Source organism: Streptomyces sp. NPDC107575 (assembly GCF_055657265.1).
The window spans coordinates 24,572-49,349 of record NZ_JBVKBG010000013.1; the positions used below are offsets into that span (position 1 = coordinate 24,572).

The window sequence follows — 24,778 nt, forward strand, 5'->3', positions numbered from 1 at the left end:
CGGTCGGGCCCGGCAGGCATCAGCGTTCGCCCACCGGCTTCGGCGCGTTCACCACGTCCAGGAACACCTGGTCCGCCTCGGGCCAGCGCTCCCGCACCGCCCGCTTGATGCGTTCGAGGACCAGTTCGAGGCGCTCGCTCTCGATGCCGGGCGCGAGATCGATCCGCGCCGCGACCAGCGTCGAGTCCGTTCCCAGCTGCATCGTGTGCAGCGCCGCCACATTGTCGATCTCGGGCTGCGCCGCCAGGAGCTCATGGATGCCGCGGTGCAGCTCGGGATCGCCCGCCTCGCCGATCAACTGGTCACGGGCGCTCCTGCCGAGCCGGTACGCCACGTACACGAGCAGCACACCGATGCAGAAGGACGCGGCCGCCTCCCACTCGATCCGCCCCGTCACCATGTGCAGCACCATCCCGCCCGCCGCGAGGAGCACACCGACCACCGCCGTGCCGTCCTCGGCGAGGACCGTGCGCAGCGCGGGGTCCGAGCCGATGCCGTCACCGGGCTGAGCGCGCACCTGGTGCACGGCGCGGGCCAGCGAGCTGCCCTCCGCGACCAGTGCCACACCGAGGACCACGAGACCGGCGACGTACCCGCTGCGGGACTCCTCCTGGCCGCCCGACGTCAGCGCCTCGAACGCCTGGAAGAAGGAGAAGCAGCCGCCCATCACGAAGATGCCCACGGCGGCGAGCAGCGACCAGAAGAAGCGTTCCTTGCCGTATCCGAACGGGTGCCTGCGGTCGGCGGGCCGGCGGCTGCGGCGCAGCGCGGCCAGCAGGAACACCTCGTTGAGGCTGTCGGCCACCGAGTGCGCGGCCTCCGAGAGCAGCGCGGGCGACGCGGCGATGAGGCCGCCGACGGCCTTGGCCACGGCGATCAGCAGATTGGCGGCGAGCGCCACCAGGACGGTGATCCGGGTCCTTCGGTCGTCTTCCTCGGAATTCTTCGCGGTCACGTCAACTCGCAGGGGGTGAGTGGAGTACGGGGGGAATTCGCGGGAACTCGGTGCCCCAAGGAGGTATTCACCGTGATTCCCATTCTGCTGGTCCTGTTACTCGCGCTGCTGCTTTTCGGCGCGGGATTCGCCGTGAAACTGCTGTGGTGGGTGGCCATCGCCGTGCTGGTCGTGTGGCTGCTCGGGTTCGTGATGCGCGGTACGACGGCGGGTGGAACGAGGTCACGCTGGTATCGGTGGTGAGTAACCGAACCAGGTACCGATAAACCCGGGAACGAAACCTTTGAAGTGCCGTCCGGGCCGCTGGGAATGATCCGTGAAAACCCGGCCCGGACGGCACTTGTGTCATGCCGCGGCGGGTTTCCCGTCGGAGGCCGGGGTTACTCGGAAGACCTGGAAGGACACCCACCCCCGGGAGGACGGCATGCCCGAGTTCGGCTATTTTCTGGCGTCGGAGGAATTCGGGCCGCGCGAGCTCGTCGAGCAGGCCCGAATGGCGGAACAGGCGGGCTTCGACTGCCTGTGGATCTCGGACCACTACCACCCGTGGAACGACGCCCAGGGGCAGAGCCCCTTCGTCTGGAACGTCATCGGCGCCCTCGCGGAGGCCGTGTCGCTGCCCGTCGAGACCGCGGTCACCTGCCCCACTGTCCGTATCCACCCCGCTGTGCTGGCCCAGGCCGTCGCCACCAGCGCCGTGCAGCTCGACGGCCGCTTCCGCTTCGGTGTCGGGACCGGCGAGGCGCTCAACGAGCACATCCTCGGCGGCCCCTGGCCCTCCGCGCACGTCCGCATGGAAATGCTCGAAGAGGCCGTCGCCGTGATCCGCAGGCTCCTCGAAGGCGGCGAGGTCACCCACCGCGGCGAGCACTACACGGTCGAGAACGCCCGCATCTACACCCGCCCCGACGAGCCCGTCCCCATCGATATCTCCGGCTTCGGCCCGCAGGCCACCGCGCTCGCCGCCCGGATCGGCGACGGCTACATCACGATGAGCCCCGACGAGGAGCTGGTCACCCAGTTCCGAAAGGGCGGAGGCGGCGCGAAGCCCGTCGCGGGCGGCCTCAAGGTCTGCTACGGCCCCGACAGGGCAGAGGCCGTGCGCCGGGTCCACGGGCTGTGGGCCAACCAGCTGCTGCCCGGCGAACTCGGCCAAGTACTGCCCACGCCCCGCCACTTCGAGCAGGCCGAGACCCTCGTCACCGAGCGAATGGTCGACGGCGCGATGCCCTGCGGACCCGATGTCGACGAGCACGTGAGCGCCCTCGACGCCTTCGCGCGGGCGGGCTTCGACCGCGTGTACGTCAATCAGATCGGCCCGGACCAGCGGGAGTTCTTCGACTTCTACCGGACGAAGGTGCTGCCGCAGCTCCAGGACGGCACACCGCGCGGCGCGAGCAGCGGCTCGGCAGGGTGAGGCACGGCCGACGACCATGATGACCAGCGCCCTGACCTCCCCGAGTACCTGCCTTCCCGTCGAACACCTCGACGTCAGCGCCTACACGGTGCCCACCGATGCCCCCGAGGCCGATGCCACCCTCGCCTGGGACAGCACGACGATCGTCTTCGTCGAGGCCAGGGCCTGCGGGCTGACCGGCGTCGGCTGGACCTACGCGCCCCCGGCCGCCGCCGATCTCGTCCGCCATCAGCTCGCCCCGCTCGTCGAGGGACGCGACGCCTTCGACACCCCCGCCGCGCATGTGGCGCAGTGCCAGGGGGTCCGCGAAGCGGGCCGACCCGGCATCGCGGGCTGCGCGATCTCCGCCGTCGACCTCGCCCTGTGGGACCTCAAGGCCCGCCTCATGGACCTCCCGCTCGTGCGCCTGCTCGGCGCGGCGCGGGACACCGTCCCCGTCTACGGCAGCGGCGGCTTCACCACGTACCACGACAGCCACCTGGCCGCGCAGCTCAGCGGCTGGGTGCACGGCCAGCACATCCCGCGGGTCAAGATAAGGATCGGCGAGGCCTGCGGACGCTCCGTGCCCCGCGACCTCCAAAGGGTGCGCAGCGCCCGCCAAGTCATCGGCACGGACGCCGAGTTGTACGTCGACGCCAACGGCGGCTACAACCGCAAACAGGCCGTCCGCGTCGGCGAGACGCTCGTCACCCACGGCGTGGGCTGGTTCGAGGGACCCGTCTCCTCCGACGACCTCACCGGCCTCCGCCTCGTCCGCGACGCCCTCGTGTGCGACGTCACCGCCGGCGCGTACGGCTACGACCTCCCGGGCTTCGCCCGCATGATCTCCGCGGGCGCCGTCGACTGCCTCCAGGTCGACGTCACCCGCTGCGGAGGCATCACGGAATTCCTCCGCGCCGCCGCGCTCGCCCAGGCTCACGGCCTGGAGATCTCGGCACACGGCGCCCCGCACGCCCACGCGGACGTGGCGGCGTCGGTCCCCAACCTCCGCCACGTCGAGTGGTTCCACGACCACGTACGCATCGAGTCGATGTTCTTCGCGGGCGTCCTCGACCCGAAGGGCGGCACGGTGCGCCCGGGACAGAACGGCCCGGGGAACGGCCTGGTGCTCCGCAGCGAAGAGGTGGAGGAGTACCGGGTGGCCTGATCCGTGCGGGCGGCGGGCCGTCGCGCGCGTAGCGGTCCGCGGCCCGGGTACCCGGCCCGCTCCGCACCCGAGACACAGAATCCCGAGGACACGACATGCCCCAGACCAAGGGCACGAAGGACCCCAACGACGTGGTGCAGCTCCTTCTGCAGCAGCACGTCAGGATCCGCACACTGTTCGAGGAGGTGGCCGCCGCCAAGGGCGAGGAGCGCAAGGAGCGCTTCCACGAACTGGTGCGGCTGCTCGCGGTGCACGAGACCGCAGAGGAAGAGGTCGTGCACCCCTTCGCGCGCAAGAACATCGACGGCGGCGAACACGTCGTCAAGGACCGGATCGACGAGGAGGAGAAGGCGAAGAAGGTCCTGTCGAAGCTCGACGACATGGACCCGGACTCGCCGGAGTTCCTCGACAGGTTCGACGCGCTGCGCGAGGACGTTCTCGCGCACGCGGACGCGGAGGAGCGCTACGAGTTCGCGCACTTCAACGAGGTCGCCGACCGCTCCAGGCTGGAGACCCTGGGCCGCGCCGTGAAGGCGGCGGAGGCCATGGCGCCCACGCGCCCCCACCCCGGCACGGACTCCGCGGCGAAGAACCTCGCCGCGGGCCCCGTGGCCGCGGTCGTCGACCGCACCCGGGACGCGATCCGCAAGGCGACCGGCAAGACCTGAGCGAACACACAGGAGCAGAGGTGCGGGGGGCCACGTGTGCGCCCCGCACCTCTGCTCGTCCGCGCCCGCGCGGACCACAGGGACACGGACATCAGGAGGACACGATGAAGGCAGTGACCTGGCAGGGGCGACGCGACGTACGCGTGGACACCGTCCCCGACCCCCGCATCGAGCGGCCCACGGACGCGGTCGTCCGGATCACCTCCAGCGGCCTGTGCGGATCCGACCTGCATCTGTACGAGGTGCTCACACCGTTCATGACCCCCGGTGACATCCTCGGCCACGAACCCATGGGCATCGTCGAGGAGGTCGGCGACGAGGTGCACGACCTGCACCCCGGGGAACGCGTCGTCGTCCCGTTCCAGATCGCCTGCGGGCACTGCTGGATGTGCGACGCGGGCCTGCCCACACAGTGCGAGACGACCCAGATCGCCGAGCAGGGCACGGGCGCCGCGCTGTTCGGCTACACCTCCCTGTACGGCGCGGTGCCGGGCGCGCAGGCCGAGTATCTGCGGGTGCCGCAGGCCCAGTTCGGCCCCATCAAGGTGCCGCACGGCCCGCCCGACGACCGCTACGTCTACCTCTCCGACGTGCTGCCCACCGCCTGGCAGGCCGTCCGGTACGCCGAGATCCCCAAGGGCGGCACCGTCGCCGTCCTCGGCCTCGGCCCGATCGGCGACATGGCCTGCCGTGTCGCGCTGCACGAGGGCGCCGGCCGGGTCTTCGGCGTCGACCTCGTACCGGAGCGCCTGGAGCGGGCGCGGGCCAGGGGAGTGGAGACCTACGACCTCCGCGACCACGACAAGAGCGAGGACCTGGTCGCCGCGATCCAGGACGAGACCGGCGGCCGCGGCCCGGACGCCGTCATCGACGCCGTCGGCACCGAGGCGCACGGCAGCCCGCTCGGCCGCACCGCGCAGACCGCCGCGGGGCTGCTCCCGCACGCCTGGTCGGCCAAGCTCGCCGAACGCACCGGCGGCGCCGACCGGCTGGCCGCGCTCCGGCTCGCCATCGCCCTCGTGCGGCGCGGCGGCACCGTCTCGCTCAGCGGCGTCTACGGCGGGATGGCCTCGCCGCTGCCGCTCATGACCATGTTCGACAAGCAGCTCCAACTGCGCATGGGCCAGGCCAACGTGCGCCGCTGGTCCGGCGAGATCCTTCCGCTCCTCAGCGACGAGGACCCCCTGGGCGTCGACGAGTTCGCCACCCACCACGTGCCGCTGGGCGAGGCCCCGCACGCGTACGAGATGTTCCAGAAGAAGCAGGACGGCGCGGTCAAGGTGCTGATGCGTCCGTGAGGAACCCCGTGCGGTTTGGCGTCGGTCGATCCGGCTACTCGCACAGCAGCCGTACGTCCTCTGGAAAGGAGCCGGGCCGGTGACCTCCCTGGCGAAGTACCCGAACGCATACGCCGAGGACTCCACGGGCGCCGACCGTGCCCTGATGACCGAACCGCCCAAGGACGACCTCGTGCGCTTCCTCGAGGACCGTTTCGCCTGCGCGCAGTCCTGCACCGAGTGTGCCCGCGCCTGTGCCCTGCTGGTCAGCTCCACCGACCTGGGGCCCGTCGCCCCGCAGGTGCACGGGCCGGTGCGCTCGGTCCCGTCGGAGGGCCGGCCCGACGCGCCGCACGGCCTGCGGCGCGCGCTGCTGCTCAGCGTCGAGGTGTGCGACGCGACCTGCCGGCTGCTGTCGGAGGAGGCACACCAGGACGAGTACGGGCTGCGGCTCCAGGTCGAGTGGTGCCGGGCCGTCACCCTGGAGTGCGCGCACGTCTGCGACCGCACGCGCGACGCGGCCGAATGCGCCGAGCGGTGCCGGGCCTGTGCGCGGGCCTGCACGGACTTCCTCCAGACCCTCGGCTGACGTTCCATCAGTTCCCGCGGTCCGCGGCATTCCCTATTACTGGAACGCGTTCTACTGTGTGCGCCGTCAGGCTGGCGCAAGCCGGCTCCCGGACCACGCAGTCGACCGCCAGGAGGGGCCGTGCACCTCGAATACACGCCTGAGCAGCAGCAGTTGCGCACCGAGCTGCGCGCCTACTTCGCCGAGCTGGTACCCGAGAACGCGTACGCGCGCTACGAGGACCCGGCCGCGCAGAAGCGGTTCTACCGGGAGACGGTGCGCCGGCTCGGCAGCGACGGCTGGCTCGGCGTGGGCTGGCCGAAGGAGTACGGGGGCCGCGGCCTGTCCCCGATGGAACAGTTCATCTTCTTCGACGAGGCGGCACAGGCGGGCGTACCGCTGCCGCTGATGGCGCTCAACACCGTGGGCCCGACCATCATGCAGTTCGGCACGGATGAGCAGAAGGAGTACTTCCTCCCGAGGATCCTCTCCGGCGAGCTCGACTTCGCGATCGGCTACAGCGAGCCCGACGCCGGCACGGACCTCGCGGCGCTGAAGACCCGCGCGGTCCGCGAGGACGACACCTACGTCGTCAACGGCCAGAAGATCTGGACGACCAACGGCGACACCGCCGACTGGGTCTGGCTCGCCGTCCGCACCGACCCGGACGCGCCCCCGCACAAGGGCATCACCATGCTGCTCGTGCCGACGACAGACCCCGGCTACTCCTGCACCGTCATCAACACCCTCGCCTCGCACGACACCACGGCCAGCTACTACGAGGACATCCGCGTCCCGGTCTCGCGCCGGGTGGGCGAGGAGAACAAGGGCTGGCGCCTGATCACAAACCAGCTCAACCACGAACGCGTCACCCTCGCCGCCCACGGCACCATGGCGATCCGCGCCCTGCACGACGTGCAGCGCTGGGCCATGGACACCAAGCTCGCCGACGGCCGCCGCGTCATCGACCTCGGCTGGGTCAGGAAGCGGCTCGCCCAGACCCACACCAAGCTCGACGCGATGAAGCTCCTCAACTGGCAGATGGTGAACGCCGTCCAGCAGGGCACCCTCCTCCCGCAGGACGCCTCCGCCGTCAAGGTCTACGGCTCCGAGGCCCGCCGCGACGCGTACGCCTGGCTGATGGAGGTCGTGGGCGCGGCGGGCGCGCTCAAGGAGGGCAGCGCCGGGACGGTCCTGCACGGCGAACTGGAGCGCGGCTACCGCTCCGCCGTCATCTTCACCTTCGGCGGCGGCAACAACGAGATCCAGCGGGAGATCATCTCGTGGATCGGTCTGGGGATGCCCCGGGTGCGGCGCTGACCGGGTCGTCGAGGGAGATCCGGGCGAGCACGGGCAGGTGGTCGCTGCCGGTCGCGGGCAGGGTGCGGATGCGGCCCACGTTCGCCGAGCGGGCCATGATCTGGTCGATCCGGGCCACCGGGAACGCGGCGGGGTAGCTGAACGCGAACCCGCGGTCCGGCACGTCCAGCTGGGAGGTCAGCGGGGCGAGACCGCGGTCGTCGACCGTGCCGTTGAAGTCGCCGAGGACGAGCACCGTGTCCGTGGGCTCGGCGGCGACCTGCGCGCCGAGCTTGCGGGCACTCTCGTCGCGCCGCTGCGACGCGAGGCCGCCCACGCCGATCCGGATCGAGGGCAGATGGGCGACGTACACGGCGATGTCGCGCTGCGGCGCCTCGACGACAGCGCGCAGCCCGCGGTTCCACGGCTCGGTGATCCCGGCGGGTTTGATGTCCGCCGCCCGGACGCCGGAGAGCGGGTACTTCGACCAGAGCCCGACCGTGCCGATCACCGCGTGATGCGGATGGCTCGCGGACAGGGTGCGCTCGTACTGGGCCCGGGCCTTGGGCAGCAGCTCCTCCAGGGCGATGAGGTCCGGGAAGCGCATGGACAGCGCGCTCGCCGTGCCCTTCGGGTCGGTGTTCTCGTCACTGGCGTTGTGCTGCACCACGGTGAGGTCGTGCCCTTCCGAGCGGGGCTCGGGGAGCAGCACACCGTATTGATATGCCCAGACCGCCGTCGCCGACAGTGCGGCCACTACTGCGAGCCGGGCCCGGCGCAGCAGCGCCAGGCCGAGCAGGACAACCAGGATCAGCCAGCACCACGGCAGGAACGACTCCACCAGGCTTCCAAGCCGCCCCGGCGTGTTCGGGATCCACCGGTGGAAGAGCAGAACGAGCCCGGTCAGGACGGCGAGCGCGGCGAGCACCCGGCCGCGCCGCCGGGGCACCGGGCTCCCGCCGATGTCGTCCGTCGTCGCCGTGCCGACCCGCTCGCTCATGCCGCCCCGCCCCCTGGCCCGTTGTCCCTGCCCACCAGGACGAATCAACCGTTGATCGGGTTCCGCGACGGCCCGGGTGCGTACCCTGCGAGCAGGAGGTGCTGTGCGACATGAGTGACGCGGACCCCGGGCTCTTCGGACCCGAATCGGTGACCTGGCAGATGCACGCCGACCCCATGATGTGGATCGCGGGCGTGCGCGCCCTGTACTTCCAGGCGCTGCACCCGCGCGCCGTGCGCGGCGTCATGCAGAACTCCGACTTCCGGCGCGACGCCTGGGGCCGGCTGATGCGCACCGCGAGCTTCGTCGGCACGACGACGTACGGCACCAGCGAGGCCGCCGAGAATGCCGGCGCCCGCGTGCGGCGGATCCACAGCCACCTGGGGGCGACCGACCCGGTCACGGGGGAGCGGTACGGCGTCGACGAACCCGAGCTGCTGCTGTGGGTGCACTGCGCCGAGATCGACTCCTATCTGCACGTCGCGCGCCGCTCCGGCTTCCGGCTCACCGAGGCGCAGGCCGACCGGTACGTCGCCGAACACCGCACCAGCGCCCGGCTCGTCGGCCTCGACCCGGAGCGGGTGCCGGGCAGCCAGGCCCAGTTGGCGGCGTACTTCGAGTCCGTACGGCCGACGCTCGCCGCCGGGCCCGAGGCCCGCGAGGTCGACGACTTCCTGCAGCGGCCGCCCACCCACCTGCTGTTGATCCCGGCGCGCGAGGCCCTCTGGCGGCGCGTGGCCAACCTGGCGTACGCCTCCCTGCCGCCGTACGCCCATGAGCTGTACGGCAGACGGGTCCCCGAACCGGCCGTCGTCACGCGCCGGTTGCGAGCCACGGGCACCGCGCTGCGCCTGATCCCCGCCCGTGTGCGCTGGCAACTGCCGCCCAAACACATCCTGCGGGCCATGGGGAGACTCGGTGCGGACGCCCGTCCTGCCCCGTACAAAGTCGACAGAGGGGAAGCCATACTGGACGGGCCGGGGAGGGCGTAGCGACGCGACGGGGGCGACGGCGGGAGATGCCAGGGGTGGGGGAGACGCGGGACGTCAGGCTGATCCACGGGCGGTACCGGCTGCTGGACCTGATCGGCCGGGGCGGCATGGGCGAGGTGTGGCGGGCGCGCGACGAGTCGCTCGGCCGGCATGTCGCCGTGAAGTGCCTGAAGCCGCTCGGTCCCGAGCGCGACGAGACCTTCACCCGCGTCCTGCGGGAGCGTTTCCGCAGGGAGGCGCGGGTCGCCGCCGCGCTCCAGCACCGGGGCATCACCGTCGTGCACGACTTCGGGGAGTACGAGGGGATCCTCTACCTCGTGATGGAGCTGCTCGACGGGAAGAACCTCAGCCAGCTCCTCGACGACAACAGGCACCACCCCCTGCCCGTCGACGACATCGTCGACCTGGCCGAACAGGTCGCTTCCGCCCTCGCCTACACCCACGAACAGGGCGTCGTGCACCGCGACCTGAAGCCGGCGAACATCATGCGGCTCGGCGACGGCACCGCGAAGATCTGCGATTTCGGCATCGCCCGCCTCGGCCACGACATCGGGTTCACCGCCCGCCTCACCGGCACCGGCATCGCCATGGGCACCCCGCACTACATGTCGCCCGAGCAGATCGGCGGCGACCAGGTCGACGAGCGCAGCGACCTGTACTCGCTGGGGTGCGTGCTGTACGAGGTCTCCACGGGTGCCCCGCCGTTCGACCTGGAGGACGCGTGGTCCGTGCTCGTCGGGCACCGCGACACCGAGCCCGAGGCGCCGCGCGGGCACCGGCCCGAACTGCCCGGCTACCTCGACCGGATCATCCTGGACCTGCTCGCCAAGGAGCCCGAGCAGCGGCCGCGCGACGCGCGGGAGCTGGCACGGCGGATCACCGAGGGCGCGCGGTCCGGGCGCGGCACGTACGTGCCGACGGTGCGGACGACTCAGCTCGAACCACGTGCGGGCGCGCCCGTCGGTGAGGTGCTCGAACCCCGCGAGCCCCGGCTGCCGTCCTGGACCCGCGGCATGACCACAGGGCACAAGGCCACCGGCGGACCCGGCCCGCGCGTCACGCCCCCGGACACCGCGGCGGGGCTCTCCGGTGAGTGGATCGCGCGCGACACCGACCGCACCCCCGCGGCGCCGGAGGTGGCGGGGCGCCCCACCCCCGCCCCGGAACTGCTCGCCACCCTCGCGTCCCGGCACAACGCGGGGCTCAGCCTCGGCCGGCTCGGACGCTGGGCCGAGGCGGGCGAGGTGCACCGCGCGGTGGCCGCCGAGCGGGAGTTCGCCCTCGGCCCCGAGCACGCCGACACCCTCGCCAGCCGCTACGAGGTCGCCTTCACACTCAGCCGCACGGGCCGGGCCGCCGACGCGCTGCGCGAGTACCGCGGCGTCGTTGAGGGCCGCGAGCGGGTCCTCGGGCCCGAGCACCCCGACACGCTCGGGGCACGGCAGGAGGTCGCGTACGTCCTGGGCAAGCTGGGGCGGCACTTCGAGGCGCACCAGGTGTACAGCGCCGTGCTCGCCGCCCGGGAGCGGGCGATGGGGCCCGAGCACCCGGACACGCTCCGCTGCCGCCACAACCTCGCCTTCAACCTCAGCAGGCTCGGACGGCTCGAGGACTCCTACCGGATGGCGGACGAGGTCGCCGACGCGCGCGCCCGCGTGCTCGGCGCCGACCACCCCGACACGCTCGTCACGCGCTGCGAGGTCGGCTACGCGCTGGGGCAGCTGGGCCGGTGGAGCGAGGCACTGCGCACGTACCAGGAGGTCGCGCAGGCCAGGGCGCGGGCGCTCGGCGCCGACCACCCGGACACCCTCGCCGCCCGCTACGAAGTGGGCATCAGCCTCGGCCGCCTCGGCCGCAGCGCGGAGGCCCTGACGCTCTACCGCGATCTGATCGACGACCGGTCGCGGGTCAGCGGGCCCCACGATCCCGAGACGCTGCGCGCCCGGCACGGGCTCGGCGTGAACCTCGGCCGGATGGCCCGCTGGGAGGAGGCCCTCGCGGAGGCCCGCGACGTGTGCGCGATCCGCGGGCGGGTGCTCGGCGCCGACCACCCGGACACGCTCGTCAGCCGCCGCGAGGTGGCCGTCGGCCTCGGCTGGCTCGGCCGCTGGCAGGACGCCCTCGGCGAGTACCGCGCGGTGTCCGCCGCCCGCGAACGCGTCCTCGGCGAGGCCCACACCAGCACCCTCGCCAGCCTGGGCGACGAGGCGCACTGCCTGGAGCAGCTCGGCCGCACGGCGGACGCGGTCGCCCTGTACCGCAGGGTCGCGGCGCTGCGCCAACAGGGCGCGCCCGGCTGATCGGCGAGCTGCCCTCTGGTCCACCGGGAGCGGCCCGTGTTACCAAGGGCCATGCCCGCACATGATCTCCGCGCCCGCTACGACACGGTCGTCGTCGGCGGCGGCCACAACGGCCTGGTGGCCGCCGCCTATCTCGCCCGCGCAGGACAGTCCGTCGCCGTCGTCGAACGGCTCGGCACCACTGGCGGGGCCGCCGTCTCCACCCGCCCGTTCCCCGGCGTCGACGCCCGGCTCTCCCGCTACTCGTACCTCGTCAGCCTGCTCCCCAAGAAGATCGTGGCCGACCTGGGCCTGCGCTTCGCGACCGCGACCCGCGACGTCTCCTCGTACACCCCGACCGTCCGCGAAGGCCGTCCGACGGGGCTGCTCGTCGGCGGCGGCGAGCAGCGCACGCGCGCCGCGTTCCGCGAACTCACCGGCGGCGACCGGGAGTACGAGGCGTGGTCCCGGTTCTACGAGACGACGCAGCGGGTCGCCCAGCGGGTCTTCCCGACCCTCACCGAGCCGCTCCCGGCACGGGACGCGCTGCGCGAGCGGGTCGGCGACGAGGCCGCGTGGCGGCTGCTGTTCGAGGACCCCATCGGCGTCGGCATCGAGGAGCACTTCACCGACGACCTGGTGCGCGGCGTCGTCCTCACCGATGCCCTGATCGGCACGTTCGCCGACGCCCACGACGCGTCCCTCGCCCAGAACCGCTGCTTCCTCTACCACGTGATCGGCAACGGCACGGGCGACTGGGACGTCCCCGTCGGCGGCATGGGCGCCCTCACGGACGCGCTCGCCGCAGCGGCCCGCTCGGCCGGCGCGGACCTGGTCACCGGGCACGAGGTGACCCGCATCGAGACGGACGGCGCCGAGGCCGAGGTCACGTACAGGACCGCCGACGCCGAGGGCACCGTCGCCGCCCGCAACGTCCTCGTCAACGCCTCCCCGCAGGACCTCGCCCGGCTGCTGGGCGACGCCCCGCCCGCCCCCGCGGAGGGCGCCCAGCTCAAGGTCAACATGCTGCTGAAGCGGCTGCCGCACCTCAAGGACACCTCCGTCGACCCGCGCGAGGCGTTCGCCGGAACCTTCCATGTCGCCGAGGGGTACGGCCAGTTGGCGACCGCGCACGCCGAGGCCGCCGCGGGCGCCCTGCCGAGCGCGCCGCCCTCCGAGATCTACTGCCACTCGCTGACCGACCCCACCATCCTCGCCCCGGACCTGGTCGAACGCGGCTACCAGACGCTCACCCTGTTCGGCCTGCACACCCCGGCCCGGCTCTTCGCCGCCGACAACGACGCGGCCCGCGCGGACCTGCTGAAGGCCACGCTCGCGCAGCTCGACGCCCACCTCGCCGAACCGATCGAGGACTGTCTCGCGCTCGACGGCGACGGGCGGCCCTGCATCGAGGCGAAGACCCCGCTCGACCTGGAGCGGGACCTGCGGCTGCCCGGCGGCAACATCTTCCACCGGGAGCTCTCGTTCCCGTACGCCTCCGAAACCACCGGCCGTTGGGGCGTGGAGACCGGGCACGCCAATGTGCTGCTGTGCGGTGCGGGCGCCGTGCGCGGCGGCGGGGTCAGCGGGATTCCGGGGCACAACGCCGCGATGGCGGTGCTGGGCCACTGACCCCGCCTGCACGCGCGTAGAAACTAGTCGCGGGAGGCCGTCCACCCCTTCGCCTCGATGCGGGACGCGTCCGCCGGGCGTGCCTCGTCGAAGGCCACCTCGTCCCCGTCGAGGACGCGGATGCCGTCGACGTAGGCGCCCCGGCCGACGTACAGCTGGTCCGTCGCATAGCGCCAGCGAAGCCGGAGCGGCGCCGCGGTGAAGGGCCCCAGGTCGGCGGTGAGGCGGTGCCAGGTGCGGTCGGCCCAGCCGTCGACCGAGCCCGCCGGGTGGGCGTCGGCGCGGCCCGTCGTGAACGGCAGCGGTTTCCAGTTCTTGCCGCCGTCCGTCGACGACTCCAGGAACAGGAAGTCGGAGTGCGGCTCCGTGTCCCACCACAGCTCGCACGAGAGCCGCGCCTCGTCCGAGGCGAGTCGCAGGTCCGGCAGCGTGAGCGTCGCCGACGTGGCGCTGGCCATCCCCGAGAACCAGGCGGTGCGGCCGTGCTTGGGCCGGACGGCGACCGCCCGTGCCATGTTGTTGCCCGCGGCGACCCGGGGAGCGGAGCCGGATCGCCAACTGCGCACCGGGTGAACCGAGTTGCCCAGCACGATGAGGAACGAGTCGGTCGTCGGGTCGAGCACCAGGGAGGTGCCGGTGAACCCGGTGTGGCCCGCCGTGCCCGGTGTCGCCATCGCGCCCATGTACCAGTGCTGGTAGAGCTCGAAGCCGAGACCGTGCTCGTCGCCGGGGAAGTCCGTGTTGAAGTTGGTGAACATCAGGTCCACGGACTTCTGGGACAGGATCCTGGCCTTGCCGTAGACCCCGCCGTTCAGCAGCGTGCGGCCGAGCACCGCCATGTCCCAGGCGCAGGAGAACACGCCCGCGTGCCCCGCGACGCCGCCGAACGCGTACGCGTTCTCGTCGTGCACCTCGCCCCACACCAGGCCCCGGTCGAGGCCCGACCACGGCGCGCGGGCGTCCTCGGTCGCCGCCACCTTGGGCCTCCAGGAAGCGGGCGGGTTGTAGCGGGTGCGGGTCATGCCGAGCGGCCCCGTGATCCGCTCGGGCAGCAGCACGTCCAGACGCTTGCCGGTGAGCTTCTCGACGACGAGCTGGAGCGTGATGAGGTTCAGGTCCGAGTACAGGTACGTGCTGCCCGCCGGATTGAGCAGCGCCTCCTTCCACAGGAGGGCGAGCTGGGCCTCGTGCTCGGACTCCTTGTAGAAGGCGATGTCGGGCCTGAACCCCGAGGTGTGGGTGAGGAGCTGGCGAACCGTCACGTCCTGCTTGCCGCCGCCCGTGAACTGCGGGAGGTACGAGACGACCTTCGCCTCGAGGTCCAGCGTGCCGCGCTCGATCTCCTGGACGGCCAGGATCGACGTGAACAGCTTGGAGATCGAGGCGAGGTCGAAGACGGTGTCGTCGGCCATGTCGATCTGCTGGTCCGCCGGGAACTCGATGCCCGTGTCCGTCTTGTCGTCGTAGTGGGAGTAGCGGACAGCCTTGCCGATCGGCTGGTGCAGCGCGACCGTGCCGCCGCGGCCCGCGAGCAGCACCGCGCCCGCGTACCAGGGGTGCTTCGGCGAGGGGCCGAGGAACTTCTCGGCGTCGGCGACCAGTTGGCGCAGATGGCCCGCGAGGAGCCCGGCGCGCTCGGGGGAGCCGCGCCGCAGGGTGGGCCGGGCCGCCGCGGCCTCGGTGCCGGCCGCCGCGGGTCCCGCGGGGAACGGGGCGAGGGCCAGGGCGCCGCCCAGCGCGAGCCCGGCCGCGCCGAACTGCCGCCGGGTCAGGCCCCGGTTCATGGCGCCTCTGTGTGGTCTGTCCGCTGCTTCGGGTGCTCCGCTCATGGACGAGGCCCTCCTGAAAAATTCTTTCGGGATCTACCGAGTCGGATGAAACTTTCAAGTCAGCGATGCCCCGTGTCAACACCCTTGAGCCATGACCACCCCGTGAAGAATCTGACGCCGCATCAGAAAAGCTCTTCCGTCGTCCGCCGCGCTGCGGCATCCTGCGCGCATGCAGACGGAGCTGAGCAAGAAACTGGGGATCGAGCACGCCGTCTTCGGCTTCACGCCGTTCCCTGCGGTGGCCGCGGCCATCAGCAGGGCCGGGGGCTTCGGCGTGCTCGGTGCGGTCCGCTACGCGGCACCCGACGAACTCAAACGCGACCTCGACTGGCTCGACGGACACGCCGACGGCCGGCCCTACGGCCTCGACGTCGTCATGCCCGCCAAGAAGGTCGAGGGCGTCACCGAGGCCGACATCGAGGCGATGATCCCGCCGGAGCACCGGAAGTTCGTCCAGGAGACCCTCGCCAAGTACGGTGTCCCGGAGCTCGCCGAGGGCGAGGCGTCCGGCTGGCGCATCACCGGCTGGATGGAACAGGTCGCCCGCAGCCAACTCGACGTCGCCTTCGACTACCCGATCAAACTCCTCGCCAACGCGCTGGGTTCACCGCCCGCCGACGTCATCGCCCGCGCCCACCAGCACGACATCCTCGTCGCCGCGCTCGCGGGCAGCGCCCGGCACGCCCGCAAGCACGCCGACGCGGGCATCGACGTCGTCGTCGCGCAGGGCTACGAGGCCGGCGGCCACACCGGAGAGATCGCCTCCATGGTGCTCACCCCGGAGGCCGTGGAGGCCGTCGACCCGCTGCCGGTCCTCGCCGCGGGCGGCATCGGCAGCGGCCAGCAGGTCGCGGCTGCGCTCGCGCTCGGCGCGCAGGGTGTGTGGCTGGGCTCGGTGTGGCTGACGACGACCGAGGCCGACATGCACTCGCCCGCCGTCACCCGCAAGCTGCTCGCCGCGGGCTCCGGCGACACGGTGCGCTCCCGCGCGCTGACCGGCAAGCCCGCGCGCCAGCTGCGTACGGAGTGGACGGACGCCTGGGACGACCCGACAGGGCCAGGACCGCTGCCGATGCCGTTGCAGGGCCTGCTCGTCGCCGAGGCCGTGTCCCGCATCCAGAAGTACGAGGTGGAGCCCCTCCTCGGCACGCCCGTCGGGCAGATCGTGGGCCGGATGAACGAGGAGCGCAGCGTCCAGGCCGTCTTCGACGACCTGACACGGGGCTTCGAGAAGGCGATCGACCGCATCAACAAGATCGCAGGACGGTGAGTGACGAGCATGAGCACACCCCCCAACAGCACACCCCCCAATGGTTTCTGGGCGCAGGCCGCCGCCGACCCCGACCGCACGGTCCTGACCGCCCCTGACGGCGAACCGTGGACGGCGGGACGGCTGCACGCCGCCGCCAACCAGATGGTCCACGGCCTGCGCGCGGCGGGCCTGGAACGCGGCGACGCCTTCGCGGTCGTCCTCCCCAACAGCGTCGAGTTCTTCACCGCCTACCTCGCCGCCTCGCAGGCCGGCTTCTACCTCGTCCCGGTCAACCACCACCTCGTAGGACCGGAGATCGCCTGGATCGTCTCCGACTCCGGCGCCAAGGTGCTGATCGCGCACGAGCGGTTCGCCGACGCGGCCAGGTCCGCCGCCGACGAGGCCGGCCTGCCGGACAGTCACCGGTACGCGGTCGGGGAGATCGCGAGCTTCCGCCCGTACGCCCAACTCCTGGACGGGCAGAGCGGATCGGCGCCCGAGGACCGCACGCTCGGCTGGGTCATGAACTACACGTCCGGCACGACCGGTCGGCCCCGCGGCATCCGCCGCCCGCTCCAGGGCAAGCTGCCCGAGGAGGCCTACCTCGGCGGCTTCCTCGGCATCTTCGGCATCAAGCCGTTCGACGACAATGTGGCTCTCGTGTGCTCGCCCCTCTACCACACGGCGGTGCTGCAGTTCGCGGGCGCCGCCCTGAACATCGGGCACCCCGTCGTCCTGATGGACAAGTGGACGCCCGAGGAGATGCTCCGTCTCATCGACACCCACAAGTGCACGCACACGCACATGGTGCCGACCCAGTTCCACCGCCTGCTCGCGCTCCCGCAGGAGGTCAAGGAACGCTACGACGTGACCTCCATGCGGCACGCGATCCACGGCGCCGCGCCCTGCCCCGACCACGTCAAACGCGCCATGATCGACTGGTGGGGGACGTGCGTCGAGGAGTACTACGCGGCCAGCGAGGGCGGCGGCGCGTTCGCGACGGCCGAGGAGTGGCTCAAGAAGCCGGGGACGGTCGGCAAGGCCTGGCCCATCAGCGAACTGGCGGTCTACGACGACGACGGCAACCCGCTGCCCGCCGGTGAACTCGGCACCGTGTACATGAAGATGAGGACCGGCGGATTCTCGTACCACAAGGACGAGGGCAAGACGAAGAAGAACCGCATCGGCGACTTCTTCACCGTCGGAGACCTCGGACTGCTCGACGAGGACGGCTACCTCTTCCTGCGCGACCGCAAGATCGACATGATCATCTCGGGTGGCGTCAACATCTACCCCGCCGAGATCGAATCCGCGCTGCTCACCCACCCTGCCGTCGCCGACGCCGCCGCGTTCGGCATCCCGCACGACGACTGGGGCGAGGAGGTCAAGGCGGTCGTCGAGGTCGCCGAGGGACGGGAGGCCGGTGACGCGCTCGCGGCCGAGATACTCGCCCACTGCGAGACCCAGCTCGCGGGCTACAAGCGGCCCAAGAGCGTCGACTTCATCGAGACGATGCCCCGCGACCCCAACGGCAAGCTCTACAAGCGCCGCCTGCGGGACCCGTACTGGGAGGGCCGGACCCGGGCGGTCTGAGACCACCCGGGCCCGCGCACCTCAGTCGCGCACCCGCACCACCTTCGGGGCGGGCGACCTGAGGATGTCCTTCTCGCAGAAGCGCTCCGTGACCCACTTCTTCTTCGAGAAGAGGTGGGTCTGGTCGCTGTAGTGCGGCGAGTTCGGGTTCGACGACTGGGAGTACGTGAGGAGGGTGCGCGCCACGGGGCAGCGCCCGCCGTCCCAGCCGACGGCCTGGATGTAGCTCGATCCGGTCGTGACGTCGGTGTAGCCGCCGCCCGCGGCGTCCCACACCGGCTCGGCCTTGTTCCACACGCCGAGCGACTCCGTGCCGCCGTGCACGGGGATGCGCTCGCCGCCGCGCGTCACGAACTGGTGGTCGCCGAGCTTCGCGTCCAGGGGGATGTGTGCGGCCTTCAGTTCGGCCACCGCGTCGGCGAGCGCCGTCGCGAAACCGGGCGCCGCCGTGTTCAGTGTGTTCGGCGTCCGCACCGGATCCGCCGCAGAGAACGGCACCTTCCACAGCTGCGCCGCCGGCACCGCCGCCGTCAGCTTCCGCCAGAACCGGTCGAAGAGCAGGGCGCCCCGGCTGTCGGTGTTCATGGTGCGGTCCCACGCGCCGAGCACGCCGCAGGCGGCGGAGATGTCAACGGGTGTGCCATCGCTGCCCGTTGCCGTGCCGCCGGGCAGGGCCGCGCACGCCCTCGCCGTGTCGGCCGCCGCCAGGTCACCGGCGGGCACCCGGTCGGCGAACTGCTGCCGCTGCAGGTCGGCGACCGTCAGCCCGCCCTTGTCGGCCATCCCCGCGACGTCCTCGACGGCGCCGCGCGTCCGCATCGAGCGCTGCGTGCCGATGTTCCCGAAGACCCGCTCGTAGCCGGTGATCGGCTTGTCCGCGTTGGCGAGCCAGGCGCTGTCGTTGGAGTTCTCCGCGTACGGGGCGTCCTTGAGCACCGGCATCTTCGACGGGCCGAAGATGCCCGCCTGCACGGCGTCCTTGTCCCTCCCGAGCCCGCAGTCGCTCTTCGAGCCGTCGAGGACGGCGACACCCGAGGCGGGATACGTGGCCCTGCCGAGCGGCGTCGAGCACCTCGCGGCCAACTCGTCGGTGATCCGCGGCAGCACCTGCGACTGCGTGAACAGCGAATGGCCCGAGGAGTCCGCGGCGATCGTGTTCACCCACGGCAGGCCCTGCGTGCGGCGCAGCGAGCCGAGGATGTCGGCCGTCGAACGGGCCTTGCTGAAGCCGAGCGCCGTGTCGGAGGCCCGCAGATTGACCGCGTTCGGGTCGGCAAGGGCGTAGGCTGTCGTGGCGGTCCAGGGGAGCGGGAGCTGGGCGCCGAGGTTCGTGACGACCGGCCCGTAGCGGGTCCACCACTGGCTGCGGGTCACGTCGCCGCCGCCCTTCACGGGCACGGTCACGGGCCGCTTGGTCATCCGCTCCTTCTTGCCGTCGACCAGGTACGTCGTCGGGTCGGACGGGTCGAGGGTGAGCTGGTGGAGGTTGAGCGTGACACCGGTCGCGACGGTGTGGCTCCACGCGACGTGCGCGTTGTGGCCGATCGAGATGCCGGTGCTGCCGAGCAGCGTGCCGCCCATGACGTTCAGTTCGCCGGGGATCGTCTGCTGCGACTGCCAGAAGCGGCGGCCGCCCTGCCAGGGGTAGTGCGGGTTGCCGAGCAGCAGCCCCCGCTTGTTCGCCGTCGCCGCGCCGCTGAACGCCACCGCGTTCGACCCCATGTCGGAGTCGTCCTGGGCGAACAACTCGCGGGCGGCGCGGGCGGCATCGGCCTTGTCGGGCCGCGCCTGCGCGGCACCGGAGGTGGGTGGCTTCGCGGCGGTGATGCCCTCGATGCCGCGCCCCTGCCCGCCGAGCACCGCGAGCGCGAAGCCGCGCGTCGCCACGTCGAGCGAGGTCACCGGCTCGACCCAGTCCGCGCCCTTGCACGCCGGGTCGGTGATCCGGTTCTGCTTCAGCCACGCGTTGTACCCGGCGGCCCAGCCGCGCATCGCGTCCTTGACGTCGCGACTCGGCCCCGCGGGAGCGGGGACATCGAGCAACCTCTCGACGGTGCGCGCCTCGCGCACCCCCTTGAAATACAGGTCACTCGAGAGATTCTTGGTCGCCGACGACAGCGAGCCGTCGGGCGCCGCGTCCGGCCCGAACACGCGCGAGCGCTCGCCGCGCAGCGTCACGAACCCGTCGGCGAGCGTGCACACCTGGTCCTGGGCCTGCGCCCACCCCGTGCCGAAACCGAGGTTCGCGTAGTCCTTGGCGACGATGTGCGGGATCCCGTACTCGGTGTAGCGGATGGTGGCGGACAGGCCGCCGCCGTGCGGGCGGCTGTCACGGTCGGCCGCGGCGGACGACACCGACGCGGTGCCGGTGAGCGCGGTCAACAGGGCGACCCCGAGGGCCGCGAGGCGTCTGTGTCCCGGGCGTGTGCGCATCGTGCTCCCAACTGCGGTGCGGACAGAGGTGGTTGAGCGGTGCGAGATGCGGCAGAGCGTACCAACCGGTATGTCGGGCGCCGAGGGTCCTGCGCCCACCTGTGCCACACATGCCTTGACCCGGCGCCCGTCACCGCACAGGATCACGCCATGACGAGGTCACCAGCCGCCGAGGCCGCCAGCAGCACCGTCGACGGAGTCCTGCGCCGCAGCGCGCGCCGCACCCCGGCGCGCGTCGCCCTGCGCTACGGGCCGCGCACGTGGACGTACGAGGAGCTGGACGACGCGGTGTCCCGCGCGGCCGGGGCGCTGCGCGCCGAAGGGCTCGCGGCCGGGGACCGGGTCGGCGCCTACGGGCACAACTCGGACGCGTATCTGATCGGCTTCCTCGCCTGCGCCCGCGCGGGGCTCGTGCACGTCCCCGTCAACCAGAACCTGACCGGCGACGACCTCGCGTACATCGTGGGCCAGTGCGGCGCCTCGCTCGTCCTCGCCGACCCCGACATCGCGGACCGGCTCCCCGGCGACGTACCGGTGCTGCCACTGCGCGACGCGGAGGACACGCTGCTCACGCGGCTCGCGGCGAGCGCGCCCTGGGACGGGGAGGCGCCGGACGCCGACGACCTGGTGCAACTGCTCTACACGTCGGGGACCACCGCGCTTCCCAAGGGCGCCCGGATGACGCACCGCGCGCTCGTCCACGAGTACGTGAGCGCCATTCACGCCCTCGACCTCAAGGAGACGGACCGGCCGGTGCACGCGCTGCCGCTGTACCACTCGGCGCAGATGCACGTGTTCCTGCTGCCGTACCTGGCGGTGGGTGCCACGAACACGATCCTCGACGCGCCGGCGGCCGGCCCTGTCTTCGACCTCGTGGAAGCGGGGGAGGCGGACAGCCTGTTCGCGCCGCCAACGGTGTGGATCGGACTCTCCCAGCACCCGGAGTTCGCCGACCGCGACCTGAGCGGCCTGCGCAAGGCGTACTACGGCGCCTCGATCATGCCGGTGCCGGTGCTCGAACGGCTGCGGGCCCGCCTGCCGGGGCTCGCCTTCTACAACTGCTTCGGACAGAGCGAGATCGGTCCCCTCGCCACCGTCCTAGGGCCCGACGAGCACGAGGGGCGGATGGACTCGTGCGGCCGGCCGGTGCTGTTCGTCGAGGCGAAGATCGTCGACGACGAGGGGAAGGACGTGCCCGACGGCACGCCCGGCGAGGTCGTCTACCGCTCGCCGCAGCTGTGCGACGGCTACTGGGACAAGCCCGAGGAGACCGAACAGGCCTTCCGGGACGGCTGGTTCAGGTCGGGCGACCTCGCGGTGCGCGACGGTGAGGGCTACTTCACGGTCGTCGACCGGGTGAAGGACGTCATCAACTCCGGCGGCGTGCTCGTCGCCTCGCGCCAGGTCGAGGACGCCCTCTACACCCACCCGGCGGTCGCCGAGACCGCTGTCGTCGGGCTGCCCGACGAGCGGTGGATCGAGGCGGTCACGGCGGTCGTGGTGCGCAGCGACGCGGGCGTCACCGAGGACGACCTGATCGCCCACGCGCGCGAACAGCTCGCCCACTTCAAGGCGCCCAAGAGGGTCGTCTTCGTGGACGAACTGCCGCGCAACGCCTCCGGCAAGATCCTCAAGCGGGAGCTCAGGGACCGCTTCGCCGAGGGCTAGGAAGGAAGAGGATCAGCCGTCGTTCTCCGCCGAGGGGATGAACGCGCCGGGCACGTCCTTCGGCGCGTAGAGCTTGCTCTCGCCGGGATACGGCTTCTTCCAGCCGTGCGTCTCGTACCAGGTGAAGTGGTTCATCTGCGCCGGGTTGGCGTAGTCCGGCACAGCGTGCTCACCCGTGAGCCGCTGCTTCGACTTCCAGGTCTGCCAGGTGTCGGCCAGCTTCTCCTGGTCCGCCGGGACCTCCGTCGACGGCACGGCCGCCGCCTTCGGGTTCTGCTCCGCGGGCTTGTCCTCGCCGCACGCGGGCGGCGTCGCGAGGCCCGCGGTCAGCGAGGTCCGGTTGGGCACCGCCTTGAACGGGGTGGTGTCCGCCTTCTTGGTGAACGCGGCGGTCATCGGGCTGGCCGCGGTGTCCTTCTGGTTCATCGGGTGGATCCCGAGGATCTGCTCGATGGTGCGGATCATCGTGATCTGCGTGTAGTAGTGGCTGTCGACCGTGCCGCGCTTGGCCCACGGGCTGATGATCTGGACCGGGGCGCGGTGGCCGTCGACGTGGTCGAGGCCCGCCTGGGAGTCGTCCTCGACCACGAAGATCGCGGAGTCTTTCCAGTACTTGCTGTGCGAGATGGTGTCGACGATCCTGCCGGTCGCCAGATCGTTGTCCGCGACCTGCGCGGGCGCGCTCGCCGGACCGCCGGTGTGGTCGCTGGACAGCCAGAACATGTTCAGATTCGCCGGACCGTTCTTGGCGAAGTCCTGCTTCCAGATCTCCGAGCGGTAGACATCCGGCACCGACGTGTCGAACTTGGCGAAGCCCGGCACGGACACCGAGTTCAGCGACGGGATCGGCGAGGACGACGTCAGCTTGTACGCCGTGTCCTTGCCCGTCGCGGCCATGTTCTTGCTGTCGCAGTACAGGTTCTGCCAGCTGGCGTCGGCCGGCTTGTCGAGGAACTGGTGGAACTCGCCGAAGTCCCGCACCGACCTGCCCGCGGACTGCGCGCCACTCCAGAGGAAACCGGACTTCTGGTGGCCGAGCGCGTCGTCCTCGGTGTCCTAGCTGCGCTGGTACTCACCGGCCGAGGACTCGGTGTACTCGGGGTTGTCCGCCTGCATCAGCCAGTTGTGGCCCTCGGCGGAGTTCGTGCCGATGTCGTACGTGTTGTCGTAGAGGCCGAACTGCCGGGCCATGGCGTGCTGGTTGGGCGTGACGTTCTCGCCGAACTCGGCCAGGGAGGCGTCGCCGTTGCCCTCCTTCATGTCGCCGAAGACCTGGTCGTAGGTCCGGTTCTCCTTGACGATCAGGAACACGTGCTTGATCGTCGACGGGTCGCCGAGCCGCGCGGGGACCGGCACCGGCTTCGCGTGGCTGCCGCTGCGCGCCTTCTCGGCGGCCCCGGCCGTCCAGCCGTTCTGCCGGAACACCTTGCCCGTCTGCTTCTTGATCACGTCGTCGCTGGGCAGCGTGAAGTGCTGCACGCTGGACGTCGTGTCGTGCGTGGTGTGCCCGGCCTTCGTGGTGGGGCGGCGGGCGTCGATGCCGCGCGTGTTGGAGACCACGACCTGCTTGCCGACGGCGCTGATCTCGGAGGGGAAGTAGTCCGTCGGCAGCAGACCGACGTAACTCACCGGTTCCTGCGGGGACTTGTACCGGTAGACGGCGACCGCGTTGGCGCGCCCCAGCGTCACCAGGAGGCGGCCGTCGTCGGTGAGCGTCGCCGCGTTCGGCTCGTAGCCGACCGATGCCTCGGGCCACGGCTTGGTGGAGATCGTCTGGACGACCTTGTCCTTGCCGGTGTCGACGACCGACACGTCGTTGGTGGCGGTGTTCGTGACGAACAGTGCGCCCTTCTTCGCGTACAGGGCCGTCGGGTGCAGCCCCACGTCGATGGAGCGGACGGCGGACTCCGGGCTGCCCAGGTCGATGACGCTGAGCGTACCGGTGGTGGTCGCCCCGGTCTTCGGATCGGCGGGCACGTTGGTGCCGTACGAGTTGATGGTGGACTCGCCGGGCTTCGCCGGACGGCCGCCCTCGTTGCTCACGTACAGCTTGTCGCCGACCTGGGCCAGATCGCGCGGCGCGTTGCCCACGGACCAGCTCTTCTTGATCGCGCCGCTCGCCGCGTCCAGGGCGACGACCCGGTTCTGGCCGTTGACGGCCGAGTACACGGTCGCTCCGTCCTTGGAGAACACCGGCTCACCCACGAGCGCGTGCTTCGCGCCGTCCGCCGGGACGGTGACGTACGTCGGGTCGGAGACCGAACCGTCGTCCTTGACCGTGAACCGGGTGTAGCCGTCGATCTGGCCGAGCCACAGCTGCTTGCCGTCGGGGGAGTAGGTGGGGCCTTCCTGGCCGACGTTGTTGCTCTTGATGCGCGGCGACGACGAGGCCGCGTTGCTGACGAGCTGCTGGACCTTCCACGTCCTGAGGTCCACGATGCCGAGTGCGGAGCCGCCGTCGGTGAGCGAGGCTGCGAGGTGCGAGCCGTCCGGGCTGACCTCGGACGACATGATCTTCCCGTTGTCGATGACCGTCCGGTCGCCGTACGGGGCTATGTACTGGTCACTGGAGACGACCCGGCCATTGGCGGTCTCCTGACCGACCTGGTCGGTGCCGAACTGGTGCGTCTGCGCGAAGGCCGTGCCCGCGAGGGCCAGGGCGAGGCCGGTGATGCCCGCGGTGGCGAGCGGTCTGCGGCGGCCGATGCGCCCCGCGAGCGAGCCGAGGCCGGCCCGCGCCACGCGCCTGCGGCGGCGTGTTACCTGCAT

General features: G+C 71.5%; 17 protein-coding genes and 1 pseudogene. 13 read left to right on the forward strand and 5 right to left on the reverse strand.

What is annotated here, in order from left to right; translation table 11 throughout:
• Positions 1–19 precede the first annotated feature (19 nt).
• On the reverse strand, positions 20–967 hold the full coding sequence (locus tag ACZ7L4_RS41655; RefSeq protein WP_472110441.1) for a cation diffusion facilitator family transporter: 948 nt from the start codon (positions 965–967) through the stop codon (positions 20–22).
• A gap of 60 nt (positions 968–1,027) precedes the next feature.
• Between ACZ7L4_RS41655 and ACZ7L4_RS41660 the strand changes: the two genes are divergently transcribed.
• From ACZ7L4_RS41660 to ACZ7L4_RS41690, 7 genes are all read left to right on the forward strand, one after another.
• Positions 1,028–1,198, forward strand: coding sequence for a hydrophobic protein (locus ACZ7L4_RS41660; protein WP_450812107.1), 171 nt, complete (start codon positions 1,028–1,030; stop codon positions 1,196–1,198).
• Positions 1,199–1,379: 181 nt separating this feature from the next.
• Positions 1,380–2,372, forward strand: coding sequence for an LLM class F420-dependent oxidoreductase (locus ACZ7L4_RS41665; protein ID WP_472110299.1), 993 nt, complete (start codon positions 1,380–1,382; stop codon positions 2,370–2,372).
• A 16-nt stretch (positions 2,373–2,388) separates the two neighbouring features.
• Complete coding sequence (locus tag ACZ7L4_RS41670) at positions 2,389–3,519, forward strand: enolase C-terminal domain-like protein (RefSeq protein WP_472110301.1); 1,131 nt, start codon at positions 2,389–2,391, stop codon at positions 3,517–3,519.
• Positions 3,520–3,614: 95 nt separating this feature from the next.
• Positions 3,615–4,187 (forward strand): hemerythrin domain-containing protein, encoded by a 573-nt coding sequence (locus ACZ7L4_RS41675; protein WP_472110303.1) that lies wholly within the window; start codon positions 3,615–3,617, stop codon positions 4,185–4,187.
• Positions 4,188–4,291: 104 nt separating this feature from the next.
• Positions 4,292–5,485 carry a zinc-dependent alcohol dehydrogenase gene (locus tag ACZ7L4_RS41680; protein WP_472110305.1) on the forward strand — a complete coding sequence of 398 codons (1,194 nt, stop codon included), beginning with the start codon at positions 4,292–4,294 and terminating at the stop codon, positions 5,483–5,485.
• A gap of 145 nt (positions 5,486–5,630) precedes the next feature.
• Positions 5,631–6,053, forward strand: a complete 423-nt coding sequence (locus tag ACZ7L4_RS41685) for a four-helix bundle copper-binding protein (RefSeq protein WP_472110443.1) — start codon at positions 5,631–5,633, stop codon at positions 6,051–6,053.
• A 120-nt stretch (positions 6,054–6,173) separates the two neighbouring features.
• Positions 6,174–7,352, forward strand: a complete 1,179-nt coding sequence (locus ACZ7L4_RS41690; RefSeq protein ID WP_472110307.1) for an acyl-CoA dehydrogenase family protein — start codon at positions 6,174–6,176, stop codon at positions 7,350–7,352.
• Here ACZ7L4_RS41690 and ACZ7L4_RS41695 read toward each other — a convergent pair.
• Complete coding sequence (locus ACZ7L4_RS41695) at positions 7,309–8,331, reverse strand: endonuclease/exonuclease/phosphatase family protein (RefSeq protein ID WP_472110309.1); 1,023 nt, start codon at positions 8,329–8,331, stop codon at positions 7,309–7,311. The two genes, ACZ7L4_RS41690 and ACZ7L4_RS41695, sit on opposite strands and share 44 nt — an antisense overlap.
• Before the next feature lie 110 nt (positions 8,332–8,441).
• Here ACZ7L4_RS41695 and ACZ7L4_RS41700 point away from each other — a divergent pair, with 110 nt between their 5' ends.
• From ACZ7L4_RS41700 to ACZ7L4_RS41710, 3 genes are read left to right on the forward strand one after another with little or no spacing between them, the layout of a single operon-like run.
• Entirely contained in the window at positions 8,442–9,323 is an 882-nt protein-coding gene (locus ACZ7L4_RS41700) for an oxygenase MpaB family protein (RefSeq protein ID WP_472110311.1), read from the forward strand.
• 26 nt (positions 9,324–9,349) lie between these two features.
• Positions 9,350–11,623: a serine/threonine-protein kinase gene (locus ACZ7L4_RS41705; protein ID WP_472110313.1), complete on the forward strand. Its 2,274-nt coding sequence runs from the start codon at positions 9,350–9,352 to the stop codon at positions 11,621–11,623.
• Between the two features lie 51 nt (positions 11,624–11,674).
• Complete coding sequence (locus ACZ7L4_RS41710; RefSeq protein WP_472110315.1) at positions 11,675–13,234, forward strand: phytoene desaturase family protein; 1,560 nt, start codon at positions 11,675–11,677, stop codon at positions 13,232–13,234.
• A 23-nt stretch (positions 13,235–13,257) separates the two neighbouring features.
• Here the strand turns inward: ACZ7L4_RS41710 and ACZ7L4_RS41715 are convergent, their stop codons facing one another.
• Positions 13,258–15,018 carry a serine hydrolase domain-containing protein gene (locus ACZ7L4_RS41715; RefSeq protein WP_472110317.1) on the reverse strand — a complete coding sequence of 587 codons (1,761 nt, stop codon included), beginning with the start codon at positions 15,016–15,018 and terminating at the stop codon, positions 13,258–13,260.
• Between the two features lie 214 nt (positions 15,019–15,232).
• Here ACZ7L4_RS41715 and ACZ7L4_RS41720 point away from each other — a divergent pair, with 214 nt between their 5' ends.
• Together ACZ7L4_RS41720 and ACZ7L4_RS41725 are read left to right on the forward strand one after the other, a co-directional pair.
• Complete coding sequence (locus ACZ7L4_RS41720; protein WP_450812120.1) at positions 15,233–16,333, forward strand: NAD(P)H-dependent flavin oxidoreductase; 1,101 nt, start codon at positions 15,233–15,235, stop codon at positions 16,331–16,333.
• Positions 16,334–16,342: 9 nt separating this feature from the next.
• A complete protein-coding gene (locus tag ACZ7L4_RS41725) occupies positions 16,343–17,908 on the forward strand; it encodes an acyl-CoA synthetase (RefSeq protein ID WP_472110319.1) in 1,566 nt (521 codons plus the stop codon).
• 21 nt (positions 17,909–17,929) lie between these two features.
• On the opposite strand, the gene ACZ7L4_RS41730 is transcribed toward ACZ7L4_RS41725, so the two are convergent.
• A complete protein-coding gene (locus ACZ7L4_RS41730; RefSeq protein ID WP_472110321.1) occupies positions 17,930–20,341 on the reverse strand; it encodes a penicillin acylase family protein in 2,412 nt (803 codons plus the stop codon).
• A 150-nt stretch (positions 20,342–20,491) separates the two neighbouring features.
• On the opposite strand from ACZ7L4_RS41730, the gene ACZ7L4_RS41735 reads away from it, so the two are divergent.
• Positions 20,492–22,009: an acyl-CoA synthetase gene (locus ACZ7L4_RS41735; RefSeq protein ID WP_472110322.1), complete on the forward strand. Its 1,518-nt coding sequence runs from the start codon at positions 20,492–20,494 to the stop codon at positions 22,007–22,009.
• Between the two features lie 12 nt (positions 22,010–22,021).
• Here the strand turns inward: ACZ7L4_RS41735 and ACZ7L4_RS41740 are convergent.
• Positions 22,022–24,778: pseudogene (locus ACZ7L4_RS41740) on the reverse strand (alkaline phosphatase family protein).